This window comes from Marinovum sp. PR37 (assembly GCF_028807375.1).
Lineage (GTDB): Bacteria > Pseudomonadota > Alphaproteobacteria > Rhodobacterales > Rhodobacteraceae > Marinovum > Marinovum algicola.
In genome coordinates, this window is record NZ_JARAML010000015.1 from 97,574 (window position 1) to 114,734 (window position 17,161).

Sequence of the window (17,161 nt, forward strand, 5' to 3'; positions counted from 1 at the left end):
GCGCCCTGTGTAAGACAGGCAGGGGTTTAGGGGCAAGCAGATTGGGCGCCGCCGGCGCAGGCCCCAATGCAACACGGCGCCGAAGGGTTCCCCGGCGCCGCGCACTGTACTTTCAGGTCCAGCTTAGCCGATGGTCGCACCGTCCTCGCGCCAGACGGCGACGATGGACGAACGCGGGGCGCCTTCGCCGTCGGGCCATGCGCCGCCGGGGTGCTGCACGCCGACAAAGGCCACCGACTTGTCGAGCGAGAAGCACAGGCCGGTCACCTCGGCGCCGTTCGGCACAGTCATGAAGCGCGCGATCTCGCCGGTTTCGGGGTTGCCCACCAGCATCTGGTTGTTGCCCATGCCGGCGAAGTCGCCTTCGTTGTCGTCGTCGCCGTCGGTCTGGATCCAGAGCATGCCGTCGGAGGAGAAGATCATCCCGTCGGGCGAGTTGAACATGTTGCCCTCGGTGACATTCTCCGAGCCGGCATAGGCGTTGTCATACACCGCCGGGTTGCCGGCCATGACATAAAGATCCCAGGTAAAGGCCTCGGCGGCGTGATTGCCGTCTGCCGGGGTCCAGCGTGCGATCTGACCGAAGTTGTTGGTCTCGCGCGGATTGGCGGCGTTGGTCGACATGTCGTCGCCGCCGGCGTTGGTGGCACCTTCGCCCCGACGCGAGTTGTTCGTCAGCGCCACATAGGCCTCGGGTTTCACCGGGTTCACGGCGACCCATTCGGGGCGGTCCATGGTGGTGCCGCCCGCAGCGGAGGCCGCCATGCGGGTGAAGGCGAGGAGCTCGGGCAGCGCCATGCCGGTGGTTTCCGGCGTCAGCGCCAGCCATTCGCCCGTCATGTCGTCATTGAACTTGGCGACATAGAGCGTGCCGTCGTTCAGCAGATCGCCGCCGTCCTGGCCTTCTTCCCAAGTGCCGTTCGAGACGTATTTGTAAAGAAACTCGCCGCGCTCGTCGTCGCCCATATAGACAACCACACGGCCGTCGGCGGCCTGGGTCATGGCCGCGTTCTCGTGCTTGATGCGGCCCAGAGCAGTGCGCTTGATCGGGGTCGAGGCCGGATCGGCGGGATCGATCTCGGTCACGAAGCCATGGCGGTGCGGTTCGTTCGGCTCTTGCGAGATGTCGTAACGCGGATCGAAGATCTCATAGGCATAGCGGCCTTCGCCACCGATGCCATAGCGGCTGTAGCCCTCGCCTTCCGGCATCTCGCCGGTGGCGCCGAAGTAGCCGTTGAAGTTCTCTTCGCAGGTCAGGTAGGTGCCCCAGAGTGTCCGGCCGGAACCGCAGTTGTTCATCGTGCCCTTGACGGTGCGGCCTTCGGGATCGGCATTGGTCTTGACCAGGTCATGACCGGCCAGCGGCCCTTCGAGGGTCATCTCGGTCTCATGGGTGATGCGGCGGTTCAGCGGGCTGTCCTTGACCACCTCGTAACCGGCGTCGCCCCGGGTCACCTCCATCACCGTGACACCTTGCAGGTTCTTCAGCAGGGTCACCTCGTCGGCGGTCTGCGGCACACCTTCCGAAGCGGCGGGCAGGTTGATCTTAGGGTTCACGTATTCCGAGTTGACGGCGATCACCTCGCGGCCGTCGACCTCGAAGAGCTCCATGCCGTCGGTGTTTTCGCCAAAGACCTTGTCGGACATGTCGACCGACACGCCGGTCTCGGGCGAATAGGCACCATCGGCCTCGGACCAGAGCGCATCGCCCCAGCGAACCAGAACCTTGTGGGCATAGCCGGCGGGCACATGGATCTCGTGGTCGGTGGCAATGTCGATCGGCTCGAAGGCAAACCCGCCGTGACCGGCCGCGCGCGACGCGGTGGTCGACGACAGCAGGCCGGTGCCGAAGACGGCCGCGCCCGAACCGAAGGCGAGCGCGCCGCCAAGAAAGCCGCGGCGCGAAATGGCACGGTCGACGACGGCGTCGAACTGGTTGCCCGCGGGGCGCGGATCGCGCTGTTCGTCGAAGTCATCCCACGAAAGGTCGATGAGCGATTTGTCCACCATGTCAGTAATCCCTTGCTAGACTGTCTGGCTGAGAAAGGCGCCGCCTTTCGGGGCCGCGCCGGTTCGCTCTGCGCCTAAGCCCGGATCGTAACGCTTTTGCGACCGCGCCATGACATTGCGGTTAAGGCACCCGCCATGGCCCTGCCTTGCCCTCCTCGCGCACAAAAACGCCGGCTGCGATGCTGCGCAGCCGGCGTCCGACACATCTCGCTGGCGGGCGCCAATCAGCTCTCGCTGAGCGCCACCTTCATGTCCTTGACCTGATAGATCACCTCGCCGTCGGCCTCGACGATGCCATCGGCCACGCCCATGGTCAGCCGGCGGGTCTGTACCGCCTTGGTGAAATCCACCTTGTAGGTCAGCATCTTGCGGTCGGGCCGCACCATGCCGGTCAGCTTGACCTCGCCCACGCCCAGCGCATAGCCGCGCCCCTGCCAGCCGCGCCATCCGAGGTTGAAGCCGGTAAGCTGCCACAGACCGTCAAGGCCGAGACAGCCAGGCATGATCGGATTGCCGGGAAAGTGGCAGTCAAAGAACCACAGGTCCGGGGTGATGTCGAATTCGGCGCGCACATGGCCCTTGCCGTGTTCGCCGCCATCCGCCGAAACCTCAGTGATCCGGTCCATCATCAGCATCGGCGGTTCCGGCAGCTGCGCATTGCCGGGTCCAAAGAGCTCGCCCCGCGCGCATTTCAGGAGGTCGTCTTTGTCGAAGCTGGTGGGAAAATCGGCCATTCAGGCGCCTTTCTGGAAGGGTCATCACAAGTTTGAACCGGTCTAGCATTCCGTCCGCGACCCATGCAAGGCCACCGCTTTTTCAGCCCATTGGCCGCAAATCAACCGTCCCCGAGGTCAGCTGGACATTGAAAACCATTCGCGAAGGCCCCTATATTGAAACCGTGCATGACAAGCGAGGCATGAGAATGACGTCCCCAGCTTTGGACCGCGGTGCCACCTGGCTCTCTGGCGCGGGCTTGCGCCCGACGCGGCAGCGGTTGACATTGGCGCAGCTGCTGGTGGGCGACGGCAAGAACCGCCATGTCACTGCCGAGAGCCTGTTTTCCAAGGTTCAGGAAGCCGGCGAAAGCGTGTCGCTGGCCACGGTCTACAACACCCTGCGCGCCTTTTGCGACGCTGGGCTGATGCAGGAGGTGACGGTGGATGGCCAGAAAAGCTATTTCGACACCAACACCCACGACCACCCGCATTTCTACTGGGAAGACGACGGCTATCTGACCGATGCCCCGGCCGACCAGCTCAAGATCGTGGCCCTACCCGACGCGCCCGAGGGCGCCGAAATCGCCAGCGTCGACGTGGTGATCCGCCTGCGGCGCAGAGAGGGCTGAGCGCCCCGCCGCCGGCAATTCCCCATCTCGGCCGCAGTTCCGCCGCATTTCGCGTCAAAGCTCGGGATCGGGGACGCGAAATGCCGGAGGACATCATGCCGAAACTCACTCTCAGATCCATCGGATCATGGCTGCTCATGACCGCCATGCTGGCGCTCTTTCTCGCCGCAACCTGGCACCTGGCAATGGGTGTGATGACAACCCGGATCGAAAGCGTATGGCCGGCGGTTCGATGATGTTCGGCGCGGTCACCCTGGCCTGGCTGCGGCTCTGGCTGGCCAATGCGTTGACCAGAGAGGTCGCCGCGACGCGCCTGCGCTGGGCCAGCGTGATGGACCCCGAGGCGGTCTGACCGCTGGGATATCCCGATCTTCGCTGGTACCCGCGGCCGGACTCGAACCGGCACGGCCCAGGGGCCTGGAGATTTTAAGTCTCCTGTGTCTACCATTCCACCACGCGGGCCAGCGGGGCCGACCATAAGCCCCTCTGACGCGGTGGAAAACCGCAAAATCACGCTAAAGATCGGTTTCCTCGGGCCCCGGCGTCAGTTGATCGAGAAAGCGCCGTTCCGGCAGCCAGGGATTGAGCGCCAGCGCCGCCAGCAGATCCGCCCGCGCCTCGGCCGTCCGGCCCAGCGCCATCAAGGTCAGCGCCCGCCCCGTCAGCGCGCCGGTGTGACGCGGGTTGAGCGCGATCACCCGGTCGAGGTCGATCAACGCGGCGGGATAATCCTGCCGGATGAAGCTGACGAAGCCGCGCTGGTTGTAGCCTTCGGCGTAATCCGGGCAATAGGCGATCAACCGGTCGAAATCCTGCATGGCCCCGAGAAAATCGTAAGCCGACCGCCGCCGCATCCCGCGATCGAGGATTTCCTGCGCGCGCGCATCGGGCGCATCCGCCCAGAGCGCCCACATCCGGTTCACCACCTGCTGCGCGGCACCCGCGTCGGGCGCGGCCTGCACCTCTTCGAACAGCCCATCAAAGGTCTCGGTATGATCCGGCGGCGGGGGGCAGGTCTCGGCCCGGGCCGTGAGTGGCAACAGCAGGACAAGAACGATCAGGGCAAGGCGCGACATGCCCCATGGTGCCACGCGGACGCCAGCGATCAAGTCACATCGCCGAGACCGCTTTCCTTGATCGCCTGCATCGCCACATAGGTCGAGGTGTTCGAGACATGCGGCAGGGTCGAGATCTTCTCGGCCAGCACCTTGCGATAGGCCCGCATGTCCGAGGTGCGCACCTTCATCAGATAGTCGAAATTTCCCGCAATTAGATGGCATTGCTCGATCTCGGGAATTTTCGCCACCGCCGCGGCAAAGGCCGCCAGCGCCGCCTCGCGTGTATCCTCGAGCCGGACCTCGACAAAGGCCACATGATCCAGCCCCAGGCGGATCGGATCGAGCAGCGCCCGGTAACCGCGGATCACCCCGGCCTCTTCCAGCCGCCGCAGCCGCGCCTGGGTGGGTGATTTCGACAGGCCGATGCGCTTGGCCAGATCGGTGATCGAGATGCGGCCGTCCTCGGCCAGAACGGTGACGATGGACCGATCGAAACGGTCGAGCTCTATTTGGTCAAGATGCACTGCGAATACCCGAAAATTCGATGAATATGGCTTCCAATAAAGCAAACTCCGGGAGAAATGGCCAGTGGAATCGCGATATCTTGGGCGCAAAGACAACCCTCGGGGATTCGAATGACACAGAATGACTTGGCGGCGCTGCGCGACCGCATCGACGTGCTCACCTATGCGGACGAGGCCGACACCGTCGCGCGGCTGATCGAGACCGCGGCGCTCTCGCCCGAGGACCGGGCGCGCATCTCGGCCGCCGGCGCCGGACTGGTCCGCCGCATCCGCGACAATTCCGACCCCGGAATGATGGAGGTCTTTCTGGCGGAATACGGTCTCTCGACCGACGAGGGTGTGGCGCTGATGTGCCTGGCCGAGGCGCTGCTGCGGGTGCCCGACCCGGAAACCATCGATGCGCTGATCGAGGACAAGATCGCGCCGTCGGACTGGGGCCGCCACATGGGCCATTCCACCTCGCCGCTCGTCAATGCCTCGACCTGGGCGCTGATGCTCACCGGCAAGGTGCTGCGCGAGGATGCCGAGCCCGGCCCGGTCGGCCACCTGCGCGCCGCCGTCAAGCGGCTGGGCGAGCCGGTGATCCGCACCGCCGTCGGCCGCGCGATGAAGGAGATGGGCCGCCAGTTCGTGCTGGGCGAGGACATCCGCGCCGCGATGAAACGCGCCAGCGGCATGGAGCAGAAGGGCTATACCTACAGCTACGACATGCTGGGCGAGGCCGCGCGCACCGATGCCGACGCGATGCGCTATCACGCCGCTTATGGCCGCGCCATCGAGGCCATTGCCAAGGGCTGCGGCTCGGACGACGTGCGCAGGAACCCCGGCATTTCGGTCAAGCTCTCGGCGCTGCATCCGCGTTACGAAGAGGCGCAGAAAGACCGGGTGATGGCCGAGCTCTATCCCCGCCTGCGCGACCTGGCGCTGATGGCGCGCGGCCGCCGGATGGGGCTCAACATCGACGCCGAAGAGGCCGACCGGCTGTCGATCTCGATGGATCTGATCGAGCGGCTGATGCGCGATCCGGGTCTTGCCGGCTGGGATGGCCTGGGCGTGGTGGTGCAGGCCTTTGGTCAGCGCTGCGGCGCGGTGCTCGAATATCTTCACGCGCTGGCCGAAGAGACCGACCGCCGGATCATGGTGCGGCTGGTCAAGGGCGCCTATTGGGACACCGAGATCAAGCTGGCGCAGGTCGAGGGGCTGGCGGGGTTCCCGGTGTTCACCTCGAAACCGGCGACCGACGTGAGCTATATCGCCAATGCCCGCCGTCTGCTGAACATGACCGACCGGATCTATCCGCAGTTCGCCACCCACAACGCCCATACCGTGGCCGCGATTCTCGACATGGCCGAGGACAAGGACAGCTTTGAATTCCAGCGTCTGCACGGCATGGGCGAGGCGCTGCATGACATCGTTCTGAAATCCGAAGGCACCCGCTGCCGGATCTACGCCCCGGTCGGCGCGCACAAGGACCTGCTGGCCTATCTGGTGCGGCGGCTGCTGGAAAACGGCGCAAATTCGTCTTTCGTCAATCAGATTGTCGACGAAGATGTGCCGCCAGAGGTGGTGGCGCGCGATCCTTTTGAGGCGGTGGGCGATCCGCAGCCCCATCTGCCGAAGGGACCGGAGCTGTTTCAGCCCGAGCGGGTGAATTCGCGCGGCTGGGATCTGGCGCACCGCCCGACGCTGGCGGAAATCGATGCCGCCCGCGCGCCCTTCGCGACGCACCAGTGGCAGGCCGCACCGCTGCTGGCCGGCAAGGCCGCACCGCGCGAGGCCGTGCCCGTCACCAACCCGGCGCTGCCCTCCGAAACGGTCGGCGCGGTCGCCTTTGCCAGCCCCGCCGACTGCGAAACCGCCCTGGACACGGCCCGCCCATGGCAGGCCTCTGCGGCTGAACGTGGCGCCATCCTCAACAAGGCCGCCGATCTCTACGAGGCCAATTACGGCGAGATCTTCGCCCTGGTCGCCCGCGAGGCGGGCAAAAGCCTGCCGGATGCGGTGGCCGAGCTGCGCGAGGCGGTCGATTTCCTGCGCTACTACGCCGCCAATGCGCCCGAGGACGCGCCGGTCGGCACCTTTACCTGCATCAGCCCCTGGAACTTTCCGCTGGCGATCTTCACCGGTCAGGTCTCGGCGGCGCTGGCGGCGGGCAATGCGGTGCTGGCCAAACCTGCGGAACAGACCGGGCTGATCGCCTGCCGCGCGGTCGAGCTGTTGCACGAGGCCGGTGTGCCGCGCGACGTGCTGCAATGTCTGCCCGGTGCAGGTGACGTCGGTGCGGCGCTCACCTCCGATCCGCGCGTCGGCGGCGTGGCCTTTACCGGCTCGACCGAGACGGCCCTGAAAATCCGCCGCAGCATGGCCGACACCCTCGCCCCCGGCGCGCCGCTGATCGCCGAAACCGGCGGGCTGAACGCGATGATCGTCGACAGCACCGCCCTGCCCGAACAGGCGGTTCAGGCCATTGTCGAAAGCGCCTTTCAGTCCGCCGGCCAGCGCTGTTCCGCCCTGCGCTGTCTCTACGTGCAGCGCGACATTGCCGGGCCGTTCATCGAGATGCTGACCGGCGCGATGGAGGCGTTGCAACCCGGGCTGCCCTGGCAGCTCTCTACCGATCTCGGCCCGGTGATCGACGCCGAGGCGCATGAAGGCATCGCCACCTATATCGCCAAGGCCAAATCCGAAGGCCGCGTCATCAAGCAGATCTCGGTGCCGAAAACCGGCCATTTCATCCCCCCCACCCTGCTGCGCGTCAGCGGCATCGAAGAGATGGACCGCGAGATCTTTGGCCCGGTGCTGCATTTCGCCACCTTCGAGGCCGATCAACTCGATCAGGTGATCGACACGATCAATGCCACCGGCTACGGCCTCACCTTCGGGCTGCACACCCGCATCGACGACCGGGTGCAACATGTGTCCGAGCGCATCCATGCCGGCAATATCTACGTCAACCGCAACCAGATCGGTGCCATCGTCGGCAGCCAGCCCTTTGGCGGCGAGGGGCTTTCGGGCACCGGGCCCAAGGCGGGCGGGCCGAACTATCTGGCGCGCTATTCCAGCCATCCCGCCCCCCTCGCCAGCGAGAGCCCCGGCGCGCAGGTCGACAGCCTGGCCCTGCAAGAGGCGCTGAAGGCCCGCGAACTGCCCGAAGCCGATCAGCCGCTCTCGCTGCCGGGACCGACCGGCGAATCCAACCGGCTCACCGCCCTGCCGCGCCCGCCGCTGCTCTGCCTCGGGCCGGGGGATGCCGCAGCGCAGGCGCAGAAAGCGGCCGTCGAGGCGCTTGGCGGCAGCGGCGTCCGCGTCGCCGGCGCGCTGGAACCGGCGGCCTTGGGCGCGCTGGAGGCCATCTCGGGTGCGCTCTGGTGGGGCGACGCATCCACCGGACGGGCCTATGCGCAGGCGCTGGCCGGACGTGACGGGCCGATCCTGCCGCTGATCACCGGCCTGCCCGACAAGGGGCACGTGGCGCATGAACGCCATGTCTGCGTCGACACCACCGCCTCGGGCGGCAATGCCGCGCTGCTCTCGGGAATGTCATGACCGGCGTGTGATCTCTTGACCTTCGGGGGGAAAGCCACAAGCTTTCCCCCATGTTCCCGATCCGCGATCACAACCCCTCCGGCCGGACGCCCTTTGTCACCTATGCGCTCATGGCGATCAATATCGTCGTGTTCCTGTCATATGTGGACATGGGCGACCGGGCGCTGTCCTATTTCTACTGGGATTACGCGCTGATCCCGGCCAAGGTCAGCGCCGGCGAGGGGATCACCGGGGTTTTCACCTCGATGTTCCTGCATGGCGGTTTTCTGCACCTTGCGGGCAACATGCTGTTTCTCTTCATCTTCGGCGACAATATCGAGGATGAGATGGGGCACCTGCCCTATTTGGGCTTTTACCTCGCCTGCGGGCTGGCCGCCGCGGTGCTGCAATGGGCCAGTGCGCCGCAATCGATGGTGCCGGTGGTCGGCGCCTCGGGGGCGATTGCCGGGGTGATGGGCGGCTACCTGTTGCTCTACCCTCGGGCCAAGGTGGATATCCTGCTGATCTTCATCGTCTTTTTCAAGGTTCTGCCGCTGCCGGCCTGGATCATGCTGGGGCTGTGGTTCGGCATGCAGCTCTTTGGCGGCTTCAGCACGCCGGGCGATGGCGGCGGCGTCGCCTATTGGGCCCATGCCGGCGGCTTCGTCGCCGGGATCGTGCTCTGCCTTCCGCTGTGGATGCGGCTTGGCGGGCCGCGCTTCTGGGCGAAAACCCAAGGCCACCCGCCGCATCCCGATGCCACGTATCCGCTGTCACGCAGTTCGATCCCGCGCGCCGGGCGGCGGCGGCGGCGCTGATCAGCTCAGCGCGCGGGTGATCATCAGCCCCGCCCAGGCGGCAAAGCCGGTGAGGAAAATGCCCCAGCTCAGATCGGTCAGCAGCATCGACCAGGACCAGCCTTTCAAGGTCGCCAGATTGGTGAACTCGTAGGTGCCATAGGCCAGCGCCCCCAGAAAGGCCCCGCCCAGCGCCGCCTGCGCCGGCGCTTCGGCCCGCAGGGCCGGCAGGCTGACGAACCAGATCAGCCCTGCGACGTAGAACAGGTAGAAGACCAGCGCCGGAACAAGGCGGAACCCGTCGACCAGAAGGTCGCCGACATGGCGTTCGAACACCGGGCGGATCAGGAGCCGCAACCCGATGACATCGAGGCCGAGAAAGACCAGCGCGGTGGCGAAATACAAGATGAGAATCTGCATGCAGCGAAGATAGGCCGCAGGCCGGCAAAGACCAGTGGCTCAGCCCCGTCGCGCGACGGCGAGCGCCTCGGGCAGTGCGGCGGCAAAAGCGTCGAGCATCTCCGGCGTGCCGGCGCTGATCCTGATGCAGCGGTCTTCCGGCGCAACAAAGGGCATTCGCACAAAGACCCCCTGTGCCAGCAGGCCGGTCAGAACCCGGCGGGCGAAATCGCCGTCGGCGCCGCAATCCACCGCCACGAAATTGGTGGCCGAGGCCAGCGGCCGAAGCCCGTTGTCCCGCGCGATCGCCGCGATTCTGTCGCGCGCCGTGGCCACGTCGCGCTGCACCCGGGCCAGCCACGCGCGATCCTGCAAGGCCGCCAGCGCGCCCGCCTGGGCCGAGCGGTTCATCCCGAAATGGTTGCGCACCTTTTCATAGGCGGCGATCACATCAGCCTGGCCGATGGCATACCCCACCCGCGCGCCGGCCATGCCATGCGCCTTGGAAAAAGTCCGGAAGCGCAGAACCGCCGGGTCCGTGACGTCAAACGCCGGCACCGAATCCTCAGGCGCGAATTCGACATAGGCCTCGTCGAGCACCAGCACACATCCCGCCGGCAGCGCCGCGATCATCGCCTCGACCTGCGCCGCCGAGAGCCAACTGCCCATCGGATTGTCGGGGTTGGCCAGATAGATCAGCTTTGCCCCGACCGCGCGCGCCTTGGCGAGCAGTGCCTCGGTATCCTCGTGATCGTCGCGATAGGGCACCCGGTGCAGCGTGCCGCCATGGCCCGCCACGTGAAAGTTGAACGTCGGATAGGCGCCATCCGAGGTCACCACCTGATCTCCGGGGCCGACCATCAGCCGCACGGTGGATTCCAGCAGCCCGTCGATCCCGGCACCGAGGACGATATTGTCGGCACCGATGCCCAAATCCTCGGCCAGCGCATGCCGCAGATCAAAGCTGGTGCTGTCGCCGTATTTCCAGATCTCGGCATCTGCTGCCTGCATCGCCCGGCTGGCCAGCGGCGACGGGCCGAAGACGCTTTCGTTGGCGCCAAGACGGGCCACGAAAGGCGCGCCCCGGTCACGCTCCATCTGTTCCGGGCCGACGAAGGGCACGGTGGGCGGCAGGGCGGCGACGATATCGGTGAAACGCGGTCCTCTCATCCCCCTGCACTATCCCGAGCCGGCCGAAGGATGCAAGCGCTCCGCCATCGCGCCCGAACAACACAATCGCGACAGCCCGCGCGGCGCCGCGGCATTCGCCGCTTGACCCTTGCGGCCCCTTTGACCAATTTCCGCGCGAAACAAGGAAAGCCCATGAGCAGAGCCACTCCGCGCAGCCCCGCGCCCTTCGCCGCCTTCGAATGGATGATCGCCTGGCGCTACCTGCGCGCCAAACGCGCCGAAGGCGGCGTCAGCACCATGACCTGGATCAGCCTGATCGGCATCACGCTGGCGGTCTTTGCGCTGATTGCCACGCTGGCGGTGCGCTCGGGGTTTCGCGAGGAATTCGTCGATACCATCGTCGGCACCAACGCCCATGTCACCGTCTACTATCAGCAGCAGATCAACGAATTCGGCCAGATCGAACGCAGCATCGAGGATTTCGATGCCTTGCGGGCGCGGATCTCCGCGCTCGATTTCGTCACCCGCGCCGCGCCGCTGGTCAAGGGCCAGGTCATGGCCACCGCCAATGGCCGAAACTCCGGTGTCGAGGTCTTCGGCATTTCTGCCGCCGATCTCTCGACCATTCCGCGCGTCGCCAACCCGATCGACAGCCAGGGCGATCTCTCCGGTTTTGGCCCGGGCCTGGCCATCGGCTCGGGCGTGGCGCGCGAGCTTGGGGTGACGATCGGTGACCGGATCAAGCTGATCTCGCCCGACGGGGTCAAGACGCCCTTCGGCACCTCGCCGCGGGTGCAGGCCTATGAGGTGGGCTATGTCTTCACCGCCGGCCGCCACGACATCGACCGCACCCGCGTCTACATGCCCTTTGCCGAGGCGCAGAGCTATTTCAACCGCGAAGGCGTGGCAGACGAGATCGAGGTCATGGTCGCGGACCCCGACACCGTCGACAGCTATGCGCTGCCGCTGCTCGAGGTGGCGGGCGAGCGGGCGCTGGTCTGGACCTGGCGCGACGCCAGCGGCGCCTTCCTCCGGGCGCTGGAGATCGAGGACAACGTGATGTTCGTGATCCTCGCCATCCTGGTGCTGATCGCGGCGATGAACATCGTCTCGGGGCTGATCATGCTGGTCAAGAACAAGGGCCGCGACATCGGCATCCTGCGCACCATGGGCCTTTCGGAAGGCTCGGTGTTGCGGATATTCTTCATCTGCGGCGCCTTCACCGGGCTGATCGGCACGTTCCTTGGCGTGATCCTCGGCAGTCTCTTCGCGATCTACATCGACCCGATCTTTGCGGTGGTGAACTACCTGTCCGGCGGCGGCGTCTGGGATCCGTCGATCCGCGGGCTTTACGCGGTGCCGGCCAAGCTCGAGCTGGGCGATGTGCTCTCGGCGGTGACGCTGTCGCTGGGGCTGTCCTTCATCGTCACCATCTTTCCCGCCCGCCGCGCGGCGCGGCTCAACCCTGTGGAGGCGCTGCGGTATGAGTGATCCGGTGCTGGCGCTGGACGGCGTGCAAAAGACCTACAACCAGGGTCGCGAAAACGAGGTGGCGGTGCTCAAGGGCGTCGACCTGAGCCTCGCCCCCGGCGAGGTGGTGGCGCTGGTGGCGCCCTCGGGGGCGGGCAAGTCGACGCTGCTGCATATCGCCGGGCTGCTCGACACCGCCGATGCCGGCTCGGTCCGGATCGGCGGCCAGGAGATGACCCGGCTGAGCGACCGCAAGCGCACTGCCGCGCGGCGGCGCGACGTGGGATTCGTTTATCAGTTCCACCACCTGCTGCCGGAATTCACCGCGCTGGAAAACGTCGTGCTGCCGCAGCTCGCCAATGGTGTGGCCCGCGGCGCGGCGGAGGCCCGGGCCGAGACCCTGCTGGCAACCGTCGGCTTGCAGGGCCGCGCCGGTCATCGCCCCGGCGCGCTCTCGGGCGGCGAACAGCAGCGGGTGGCCTTCTGTCGCGCGCTGGCCAATGCGCCGCGCCTGCTGCTTGCCGACGAGCCCACCGGCAACCTCGACCCCGCGACCTCGGACACGGTGTTCGAGGCTCTGATGCATCTGGTGCGCGAAACCGGACTTTCGGCATTGATCGCCACCCACAACCTCGAGCTGGCGGCGCGGATGGACCGGCAGCTGCGGATGACCGACGGCCACCTCGACCCGGCATGACCGCCGGCGCGTGACCCCGCCCCGGCCACCGCGCCGGGGCCCCCGGACCGGTCACATCCGGCGCGTGCGGCCCCGGGTCGGGCCCGGGGCGCGAACACCGCAGGCGATTGGCGAAAACTTTAGATGACAGGCGCGCCGGGCGGTCTATTCTTGACGGCGTCGCAGTTTGCGCGAGGTGCCGCATGTACCATCGATCCCACGACCGCCCCGTCGGGCGCGCGCCCGATTACACCGCCGCGTGCCTGGTGATGTTCGGCGTGAATCTGATCTGGATGCTGTTTGCCCTGCTGGCGGCCTTCGGGCTGGCGGCGGTCGTGCTCGCCGGGCTGACGCTCAACACCTGGATCAGCTGGCTGGCGGCGCGGCGGCGCTGATCGCCCGTGTGGCGGCCTGGATGCCGCCGGCGTGGTGCGGAATGTCGAGCGCGGCAAGCCCCGCCTCGATCGCCCCCAGCACGCCCAGGATCATGTGGCTGTTCACATGCCCCATGTGGCCGATGCGAAAGAAACCGTGCCGCTCCTGGCTGTCGGGCGGCGCCATGCCCAGGCCAATGCCCAGCGTCACGCCGGCGTTGCGTTCGCACCAGTCGCGCAGCCGCTGGCCCTGGGGCGTTCCGATACCCAGGGTGGTGACCGCATGGCTGCGATGCGCCGGATCGGCGATGTTGAGCCGGAGCGGCCCGGCCTGCCCCCAATGCTCCACCGCCGCCCAGATCGCCCGGGCCAGCGTGGCATGCCGCTGCCAGATCGCCTCCATCCCCTCGTCCTTCATCATGTCGAGCGCGACGCGCAGGCCATAGAGGTGATGGGTCGGCGCGGTGCCGCCGAAATACTGGTAATACATCTCGGGCCGGGCGCGCGGCGTCCAGTCCCAATAGCGCGACACCCGGTCGGGGCGATGCGCGGCGGCCTTGGGCGAAAAGAACACAAAGCCCATGCCCGGCGGCACCATCAACCCCTTTTGCGAGCCGGCGACCAGCACGTCGACACCCCAGGCATCCATCTCGAAGCGGTCGCAGCCCAGCGAGGCGACGCAATCGGCCATCAGAAGCGCCGGGTGCCCGGCCGCATCCATCGCCGCCCGCAGCGCGGGAATGTCGTTGCGCACCGAGGTGGCGGTATCCACATGCACCGCCAGAACCGCCTTGATGCGCCGCGCCGTGTCGGCGCGCAGCCGCGCTTCGATGCGGTCCGGGTCGAACGGGCTCTGCAAGCCGAATTCCAGGATCTCGGCCTCGATGCCCAGGCCCTGCGCCATTTCCACCCAGCCGTGCGAAAACCGCCCCGTTGCCGGCACCAGCACCAGATCGCCGGGGTTCAGCACATTGGCCAGCGCGGCCTCCCAGGCGCCGTGACCGTTGCAGATATACATCGCAACGTCATGTTCGGTCCGCGCCACTCGGCGCAGATCCGGCAGCAGGCTCTCGGTCAGTTCGACGACCTCGCCTTCGTAGATATTGACCGAACTGCGGTGCATCGCGCGTTGCACGGCGTCGGGCGTTTCCGAGGGACCGGGGATTGCCCGGTAGGTGCGGCCATTGGCGAGGGGCATGTTGCGTTCTCCGTGGATCGACGCGCAGCTAACCCCGGCGCGGCGCCTTCGTCAATCGCCACCGCCCGGCTTGCCAGCCGGGCCCCGAGCGCCTACACCCGCGCCAGCGAAACCCCGGGAGGCGGCCACCGGCCGCAGTGTCGATGATCAAGAAGATGATGACCTGGTTGGAGGACCGCAACCGGCGGTTCAGCCGGTCCTTCGGCAAGGATATCTCCACGCCGAAAGGCCGGTTCTGGGGCAATGTGCATTACAACGTCGTCGACCATGCCTTCCTGCGCGTGCTCTGGACCAATTTCTTCGAAATCGCGCCGGGCGTCTATCGTTCGAACCATCCCGGCCCGCGCCGGCTCAAACGCTATCGGGAGCTCGGCATCAAGACCGTGGTGACCCTGCGCGGCGAAGAGAAATTCGCCCATTACCTGTTTGAAAAGGAAGCCTGCGAAGCGCTTGGCATGGAGTTCCGCGTCACCAAGCTCTGGGCGCGCAATGCCACCAAACGGGATCGGCTTCTGGCGGTTCTGGACACCTTCCGCGATATCGAGAAGCCGTTTGTCTTTCATTGCAAGTCCGGCGCCGACCGCGCCGGGATCGTTGCCGCGATGTACCTGATGGTGTTCGAAGGCCTGCCGGTGGAAGAGGCGCGCAAGCAGCTATCGATGAAATACCTGCACATGAAATGGACCAAGACCGGGGTGCAGGATTACATCCTCTCGGTCTACGAGGCACGCAAGAACGCCGAGCCGATCGGCTTCGAGGACTGGCTGCGCAGCGAATACCGCGCCGCCCGGCTGAACGACGCCTGGGATGCCCGGAAGACCCCGGCCGAGACCGCGCAGATGCTGCGCGACCGAAAGGACGAGGCGTGAGCGAGACCCCGCCCAATTCGCGCGGGCTGGCACGCTGGCTCTGGCGCAAGTACCTGCGGCGGCACATCTGGCTGCTGGCGGTGGCGCTGGTCTTCATGTCGCTCGAAGGCGCGATGTACGGCGCCATCAGCTACATGATGAAACCGATGTTCGACCAGATCTTCATCGGCGGACAAGGGGACAAGCTGGTGCTTGTGGGGCTTGCCATTCTGGGCATCTTTGCCCTGCGCGCGGCGGCCTCGGTGGTGCAGAAGGTGGTGCTGACACGACTGGCCCAGGTCACCTCGGGCGAGATTCGCACCGACCTGGTGGACCACCTGATGACCCTGGAAGGCCAGTTCCATCAGACCCACAGCCCCGGCTACCTGATGCAGCGGATCGAGGGCGATGTCGGCTCGATCAACAAGGTCTGGAAGACCCTGGTCACCGGCGCCGGCCGCGACGTCGTGGCGTTGGTGTCGCTGTTCGGGGTGGCGCTGTCGATCGACTGGCGCTGGACGCTGGTGGCGTTGATCGGCGTGCCCGTGATGGTGGTGCCGGTGGTGGTGCTGCAACGCTATGTCCGCCGCCATGCACGGGTGGCGCGCGACGTGGCAGCCGGGCTGTCGGTGCGGCTCAACGAGATCTTTCACGGCATCGTGCCGATCAAGCTGAACCGGCTCGAACGCTACCAGTCGCGGCGCTATTCCAAGCTGACCGACAAGCGGATCAGGGTCGAGGTCAAATCCTCGCTCGGCCAGGCGCTGATCCCCGGCATGGTCGACCTGATGGCCGGTGTCGGGTTCTTTGGCGTGCTGCTCTATGGCGGGCGAGAGATCATCGACGGCACCAAGACGGTGGGCGATTTCATGGCCTTTTTCACCGCTCTCGGCCTGGCCTTCGAGCCGCTGCGCCGGCTGGGCGCGGTCTCGGGTGTCTGGCAGGTGGCGGCGGCGGCGATCGAGCGGCTGCGCGAGCTGCTCGAGACCCGGCCGGGGCTGGCCTCGCCGGCAACCCCCCGGCCCGCGCCGCAGGGCGCGCCGGAAATCGTACTGGATGACGTGCACCTGGCCTTTGGCGACGCGCCGGTGCTGCGTGGCGCCTCGCTGGTGGCCGAGGCCGGCAAGACCACGGCGCTGGTCGGCGCTTCGGGGGCGGGGAAATCCACCGTCTTCAACCTGATCACCCGGCTGGTCGACGTGCAGCGCGGCCAGGTCACCATCGGCGGCACCGACGTGCGCGACATGGCGGTGCCCGAGGTGCGCGGGCTGTTTTCCGTGGTCAGCCAGGAGGCGCTGCTGTTCGACGAGAGCCTGCGCGACAATATCGTGCTCGACGGCCGCGAGGTCAGCGAAGATCGGCTGAACGCGGCGCTCGAGGCTGCGCATGTGGCGGATTTCCTGCCGCGGCTGGCGGAAGGGCTCGACAGCCCGGCCGGGCCGCGCGGCTCGAACCTCTCGGGTGGTCAGCGGCAGCGGGTGGCAATTGCCCGCGCAGTGCTGCGCGATCGGCCGATCCTGCTGCTCGACGAGGCGACCTCGGCGCTCGACACCGCTTCCGAGGCGCTGGTGCAGGAGGCGCTGGACCGACTGGCGCGGGGCCGCACCACGCTGGTAATCGCGCATCGGCTGTCGACCGTGCGCCATGCCGACAAGATCGTCGTCATGGATCAGGGGCGGGTGGTCGAGGAAGGCACGCATGAGACGCTTCTGGCGCGGAACGGTGTCTATGCCGGGTTGTACCGGATGCAGGACGGCGCCTAGTACTACAGTTGCGTATGATTTGATTTTCTGATTCAACCGTCGC

At 66.6% G+C, this 17,161-nt stretch carries 17 protein-coding genes and 1 tRNA gene; 10 read left to right on the forward strand and 8 right to left on the reverse strand.

All coding sequences use genetic code 11. The features are described from left to right. Positions 1 to 123 precede the first annotated feature (123 nt). Both PVW49_RS13845 and fabA read right to left on the reverse strand, forming a co-directional pair. Positions 124 to 2,010: a PhoX family protein gene (locus PVW49_RS13845; protein ID WP_274590804.1), complete on the reverse strand. Its 1,887-nt coding sequence runs from the start codon at positions 2,008 to 2,010 to the stop codon at positions 124 to 126. Positions 2,011 to 2,234: 224 nt separating this feature from the next. After that, complete coding sequence (gene fabA, locus PVW49_RS13850; protein ID WP_048532875.1) at positions 2,235 to 2,744, reverse strand: bifunctional 3-hydroxydecanoyl-ACP dehydratase/trans-2-decenoyl-ACP isomerase; 510 nt, start codon at positions 2,742 to 2,744, stop codon at positions 2,235 to 2,237. Between the two features lie 188 nt (positions 2,745 to 2,932). On the opposite strand from fabA, the gene irr reads away from it, so the two are divergent. The 3 genes from irr (at position 2,933) to PVW49_RS13865 (ending at position 3,707) form a co-directional block, all read left to right on the forward strand. Beyond that, a complete protein-coding gene (irr, locus tag PVW49_RS13855; protein WP_048532876.1) occupies positions 2,933 to 3,355 on the forward strand; it encodes a Fur family transcriptional regulator Irr in 423 nt (140 codons plus the stop codon). 95 nt (positions 3,356 to 3,450) lie between these two features. Beyond that, positions 3,451 to 3,591 carry a hypothetical protein gene (locus PVW49_RS13860; RefSeq protein ID WP_274590805.1) on the forward strand — a complete coding sequence of 47 codons (141 nt, stop codon included), beginning with the start codon at positions 3,451 to 3,453 and terminating at the stop codon, positions 3,589 to 3,591. Continuing rightward, a complete protein-coding gene (locus tag PVW49_RS13865) occupies positions 3,573 to 3,707 on the forward strand; it encodes a hypothetical protein (RefSeq protein ID WP_274590806.1) in 135 nt (44 codons plus the stop codon). Before PVW49_RS13860 ends, PVW49_RS13865 begins: the two co-directional genes overlap by 19 nt. 24 nt (positions 3,708 to 3,731) lie before the next feature. Here the strand turns inward: PVW49_RS13865 and PVW49_RS13870 are convergent. From PVW49_RS13870 to PVW49_RS13880, 3 genes are all read right to left on the reverse strand, one after another. Beyond that, positions 3,732 to 3,817: transfer RNA gene (locus PVW49_RS13870), tRNA-Leu, on the reverse strand. A gap of 53 nt (positions 3,818 to 3,870) precedes the next feature. Then, complete coding sequence (locus tag PVW49_RS13875) at positions 3,871 to 4,431, reverse strand: tetratricopeptide repeat protein (protein WP_274566054.1); 561 nt, start codon at positions 4,429 to 4,431, stop codon at positions 3,871 to 3,873. Positions 4,432 to 4,460: 29 nt separating this feature from the next. Further along, positions 4,461 to 4,937, reverse strand: a complete 477-nt coding sequence (locus PVW49_RS13880) for an Lrp/AsnC family transcriptional regulator (RefSeq protein ID WP_048532880.1) — start codon at positions 4,935 to 4,937, stop codon at positions 4,461 to 4,463. Between the two features lie 111 nt (positions 4,938 to 5,048). Here PVW49_RS13880 and putA point away from each other — a divergent pair, with 111 nt between their 5' ends. Together putA and PVW49_RS13890 are read left to right on the forward strand one after the other, a co-directional pair. Continuing rightward, the gene (gene putA, locus PVW49_RS13885; protein WP_274590807.1) at positions 5,049 to 8,483 is read left to right on the forward strand and encodes a bifunctional proline dehydrogenase/L-glutamate gamma-semialdehyde dehydrogenase PutA; all 3,435 of its coding nucleotides are present in this window, start codon (positions 5,049 to 5,051) and stop codon (positions 8,481 to 8,483) included. A 50-nt stretch (positions 8,484 to 8,533) separates the two neighbouring features. Then, on the forward strand, positions 8,534 to 9,280 hold the full coding sequence (locus PVW49_RS13890) for a rhomboid family intramembrane serine protease (RefSeq protein WP_048532884.1): 747 nt from the start codon (positions 8,534 to 8,536) through the stop codon (positions 9,278 to 9,280). Here the strand turns inward: PVW49_RS13890 and PVW49_RS13895 are convergent, their stop codons facing one another. Both PVW49_RS13895 and PVW49_RS13900 read right to left on the reverse strand, forming a co-directional pair. After that, positions 9,281 to 9,679 carry a DUF2177 family protein gene (locus PVW49_RS13895; protein WP_074836165.1) on the reverse strand — a complete coding sequence of 133 codons (399 nt, stop codon included), beginning with the start codon at positions 9,677 to 9,679 and terminating at the stop codon, positions 9,281 to 9,283. A 39-nt stretch (positions 9,680 to 9,718) separates the two neighbouring features. Continuing rightward, complete coding sequence (locus PVW49_RS13900; protein ID WP_274590808.1) at positions 9,719 to 10,828, reverse strand: pyridoxal phosphate-dependent aminotransferase; 1,110 nt, start codon at positions 10,826 to 10,828, stop codon at positions 9,719 to 9,721. Positions 10,829 to 10,981: 153 nt separating this feature from the next. Here PVW49_RS13900 and PVW49_RS13905 point away from each other — a divergent pair, with 153 nt between their 5' ends. The 3 genes from PVW49_RS13905 (at position 10,982) to PVW49_RS13915 (ending at position 13,330) form a co-directional block, all read left to right on the forward strand. Next, a complete protein-coding gene (locus PVW49_RS13905) occupies positions 10,982 to 12,280 on the forward strand; it encodes a lipoprotein-releasing ABC transporter permease subunit (protein WP_048532888.1) in 1,299 nt (432 codons plus the stop codon). Beyond that, positions 12,273 to 12,956 (forward strand): ABC transporter ATP-binding protein, encoded by a 684-nt coding sequence (locus PVW49_RS13910; RefSeq protein ID WP_048532890.1) that lies wholly within the window; start codon positions 12,273 to 12,275, stop codon positions 12,954 to 12,956. The genes PVW49_RS13905 and PVW49_RS13910 overlap by 8 nt, the downstream gene beginning before the upstream one ends. Positions 12,957 to 13,138: 182 nt before the next feature. Then, entirely contained in the window at positions 13,139 to 13,330 is a 192-nt protein-coding gene (locus PVW49_RS13915; RefSeq protein WP_048532891.1) for a hypothetical protein, read from the forward strand. Here the strand turns inward: PVW49_RS13915 and PVW49_RS13920 are convergent. Then, positions 13,302 to 14,507 carry a pyridoxal-phosphate-dependent aminotransferase family protein gene (locus tag PVW49_RS13920; protein ID WP_274590809.1) on the reverse strand — a complete coding sequence of 402 codons (1,206 nt, stop codon included), beginning with the start codon at positions 14,505 to 14,507 and terminating at the stop codon, positions 13,302 to 13,304. The two genes, PVW49_RS13915 and PVW49_RS13920, sit on opposite strands and share 29 nt — an antisense overlap. Positions 14,508 to 14,662: 155 nt before the next feature. On the opposite strand from PVW49_RS13920, the gene PVW49_RS13925 reads away from it, so the two are divergent. Together PVW49_RS13925 and PVW49_RS13930 are read left to right on the forward strand one after the other, a co-directional pair. Further along, positions 14,663 to 15,376 carry a phosphatase domain-containing protein gene (locus PVW49_RS13925; protein ID WP_338020390.1) on the forward strand — a complete coding sequence of 238 codons (714 nt, stop codon included), beginning with the start codon at positions 14,663 to 14,665 and terminating at the stop codon, positions 15,374 to 15,376. Beyond that, positions 15,373 to 17,118 (forward strand): ABC transporter ATP-binding protein, encoded by a 1,746-nt coding sequence (locus PVW49_RS13930; protein WP_274590810.1) that lies wholly within the window; start codon positions 15,373 to 15,375, stop codon positions 17,116 to 17,118. Before PVW49_RS13925 ends, PVW49_RS13930 begins: the two co-directional genes overlap by 4 nt. Positions 17,119 to 17,161 lie beyond the last annotated feature (43 nt).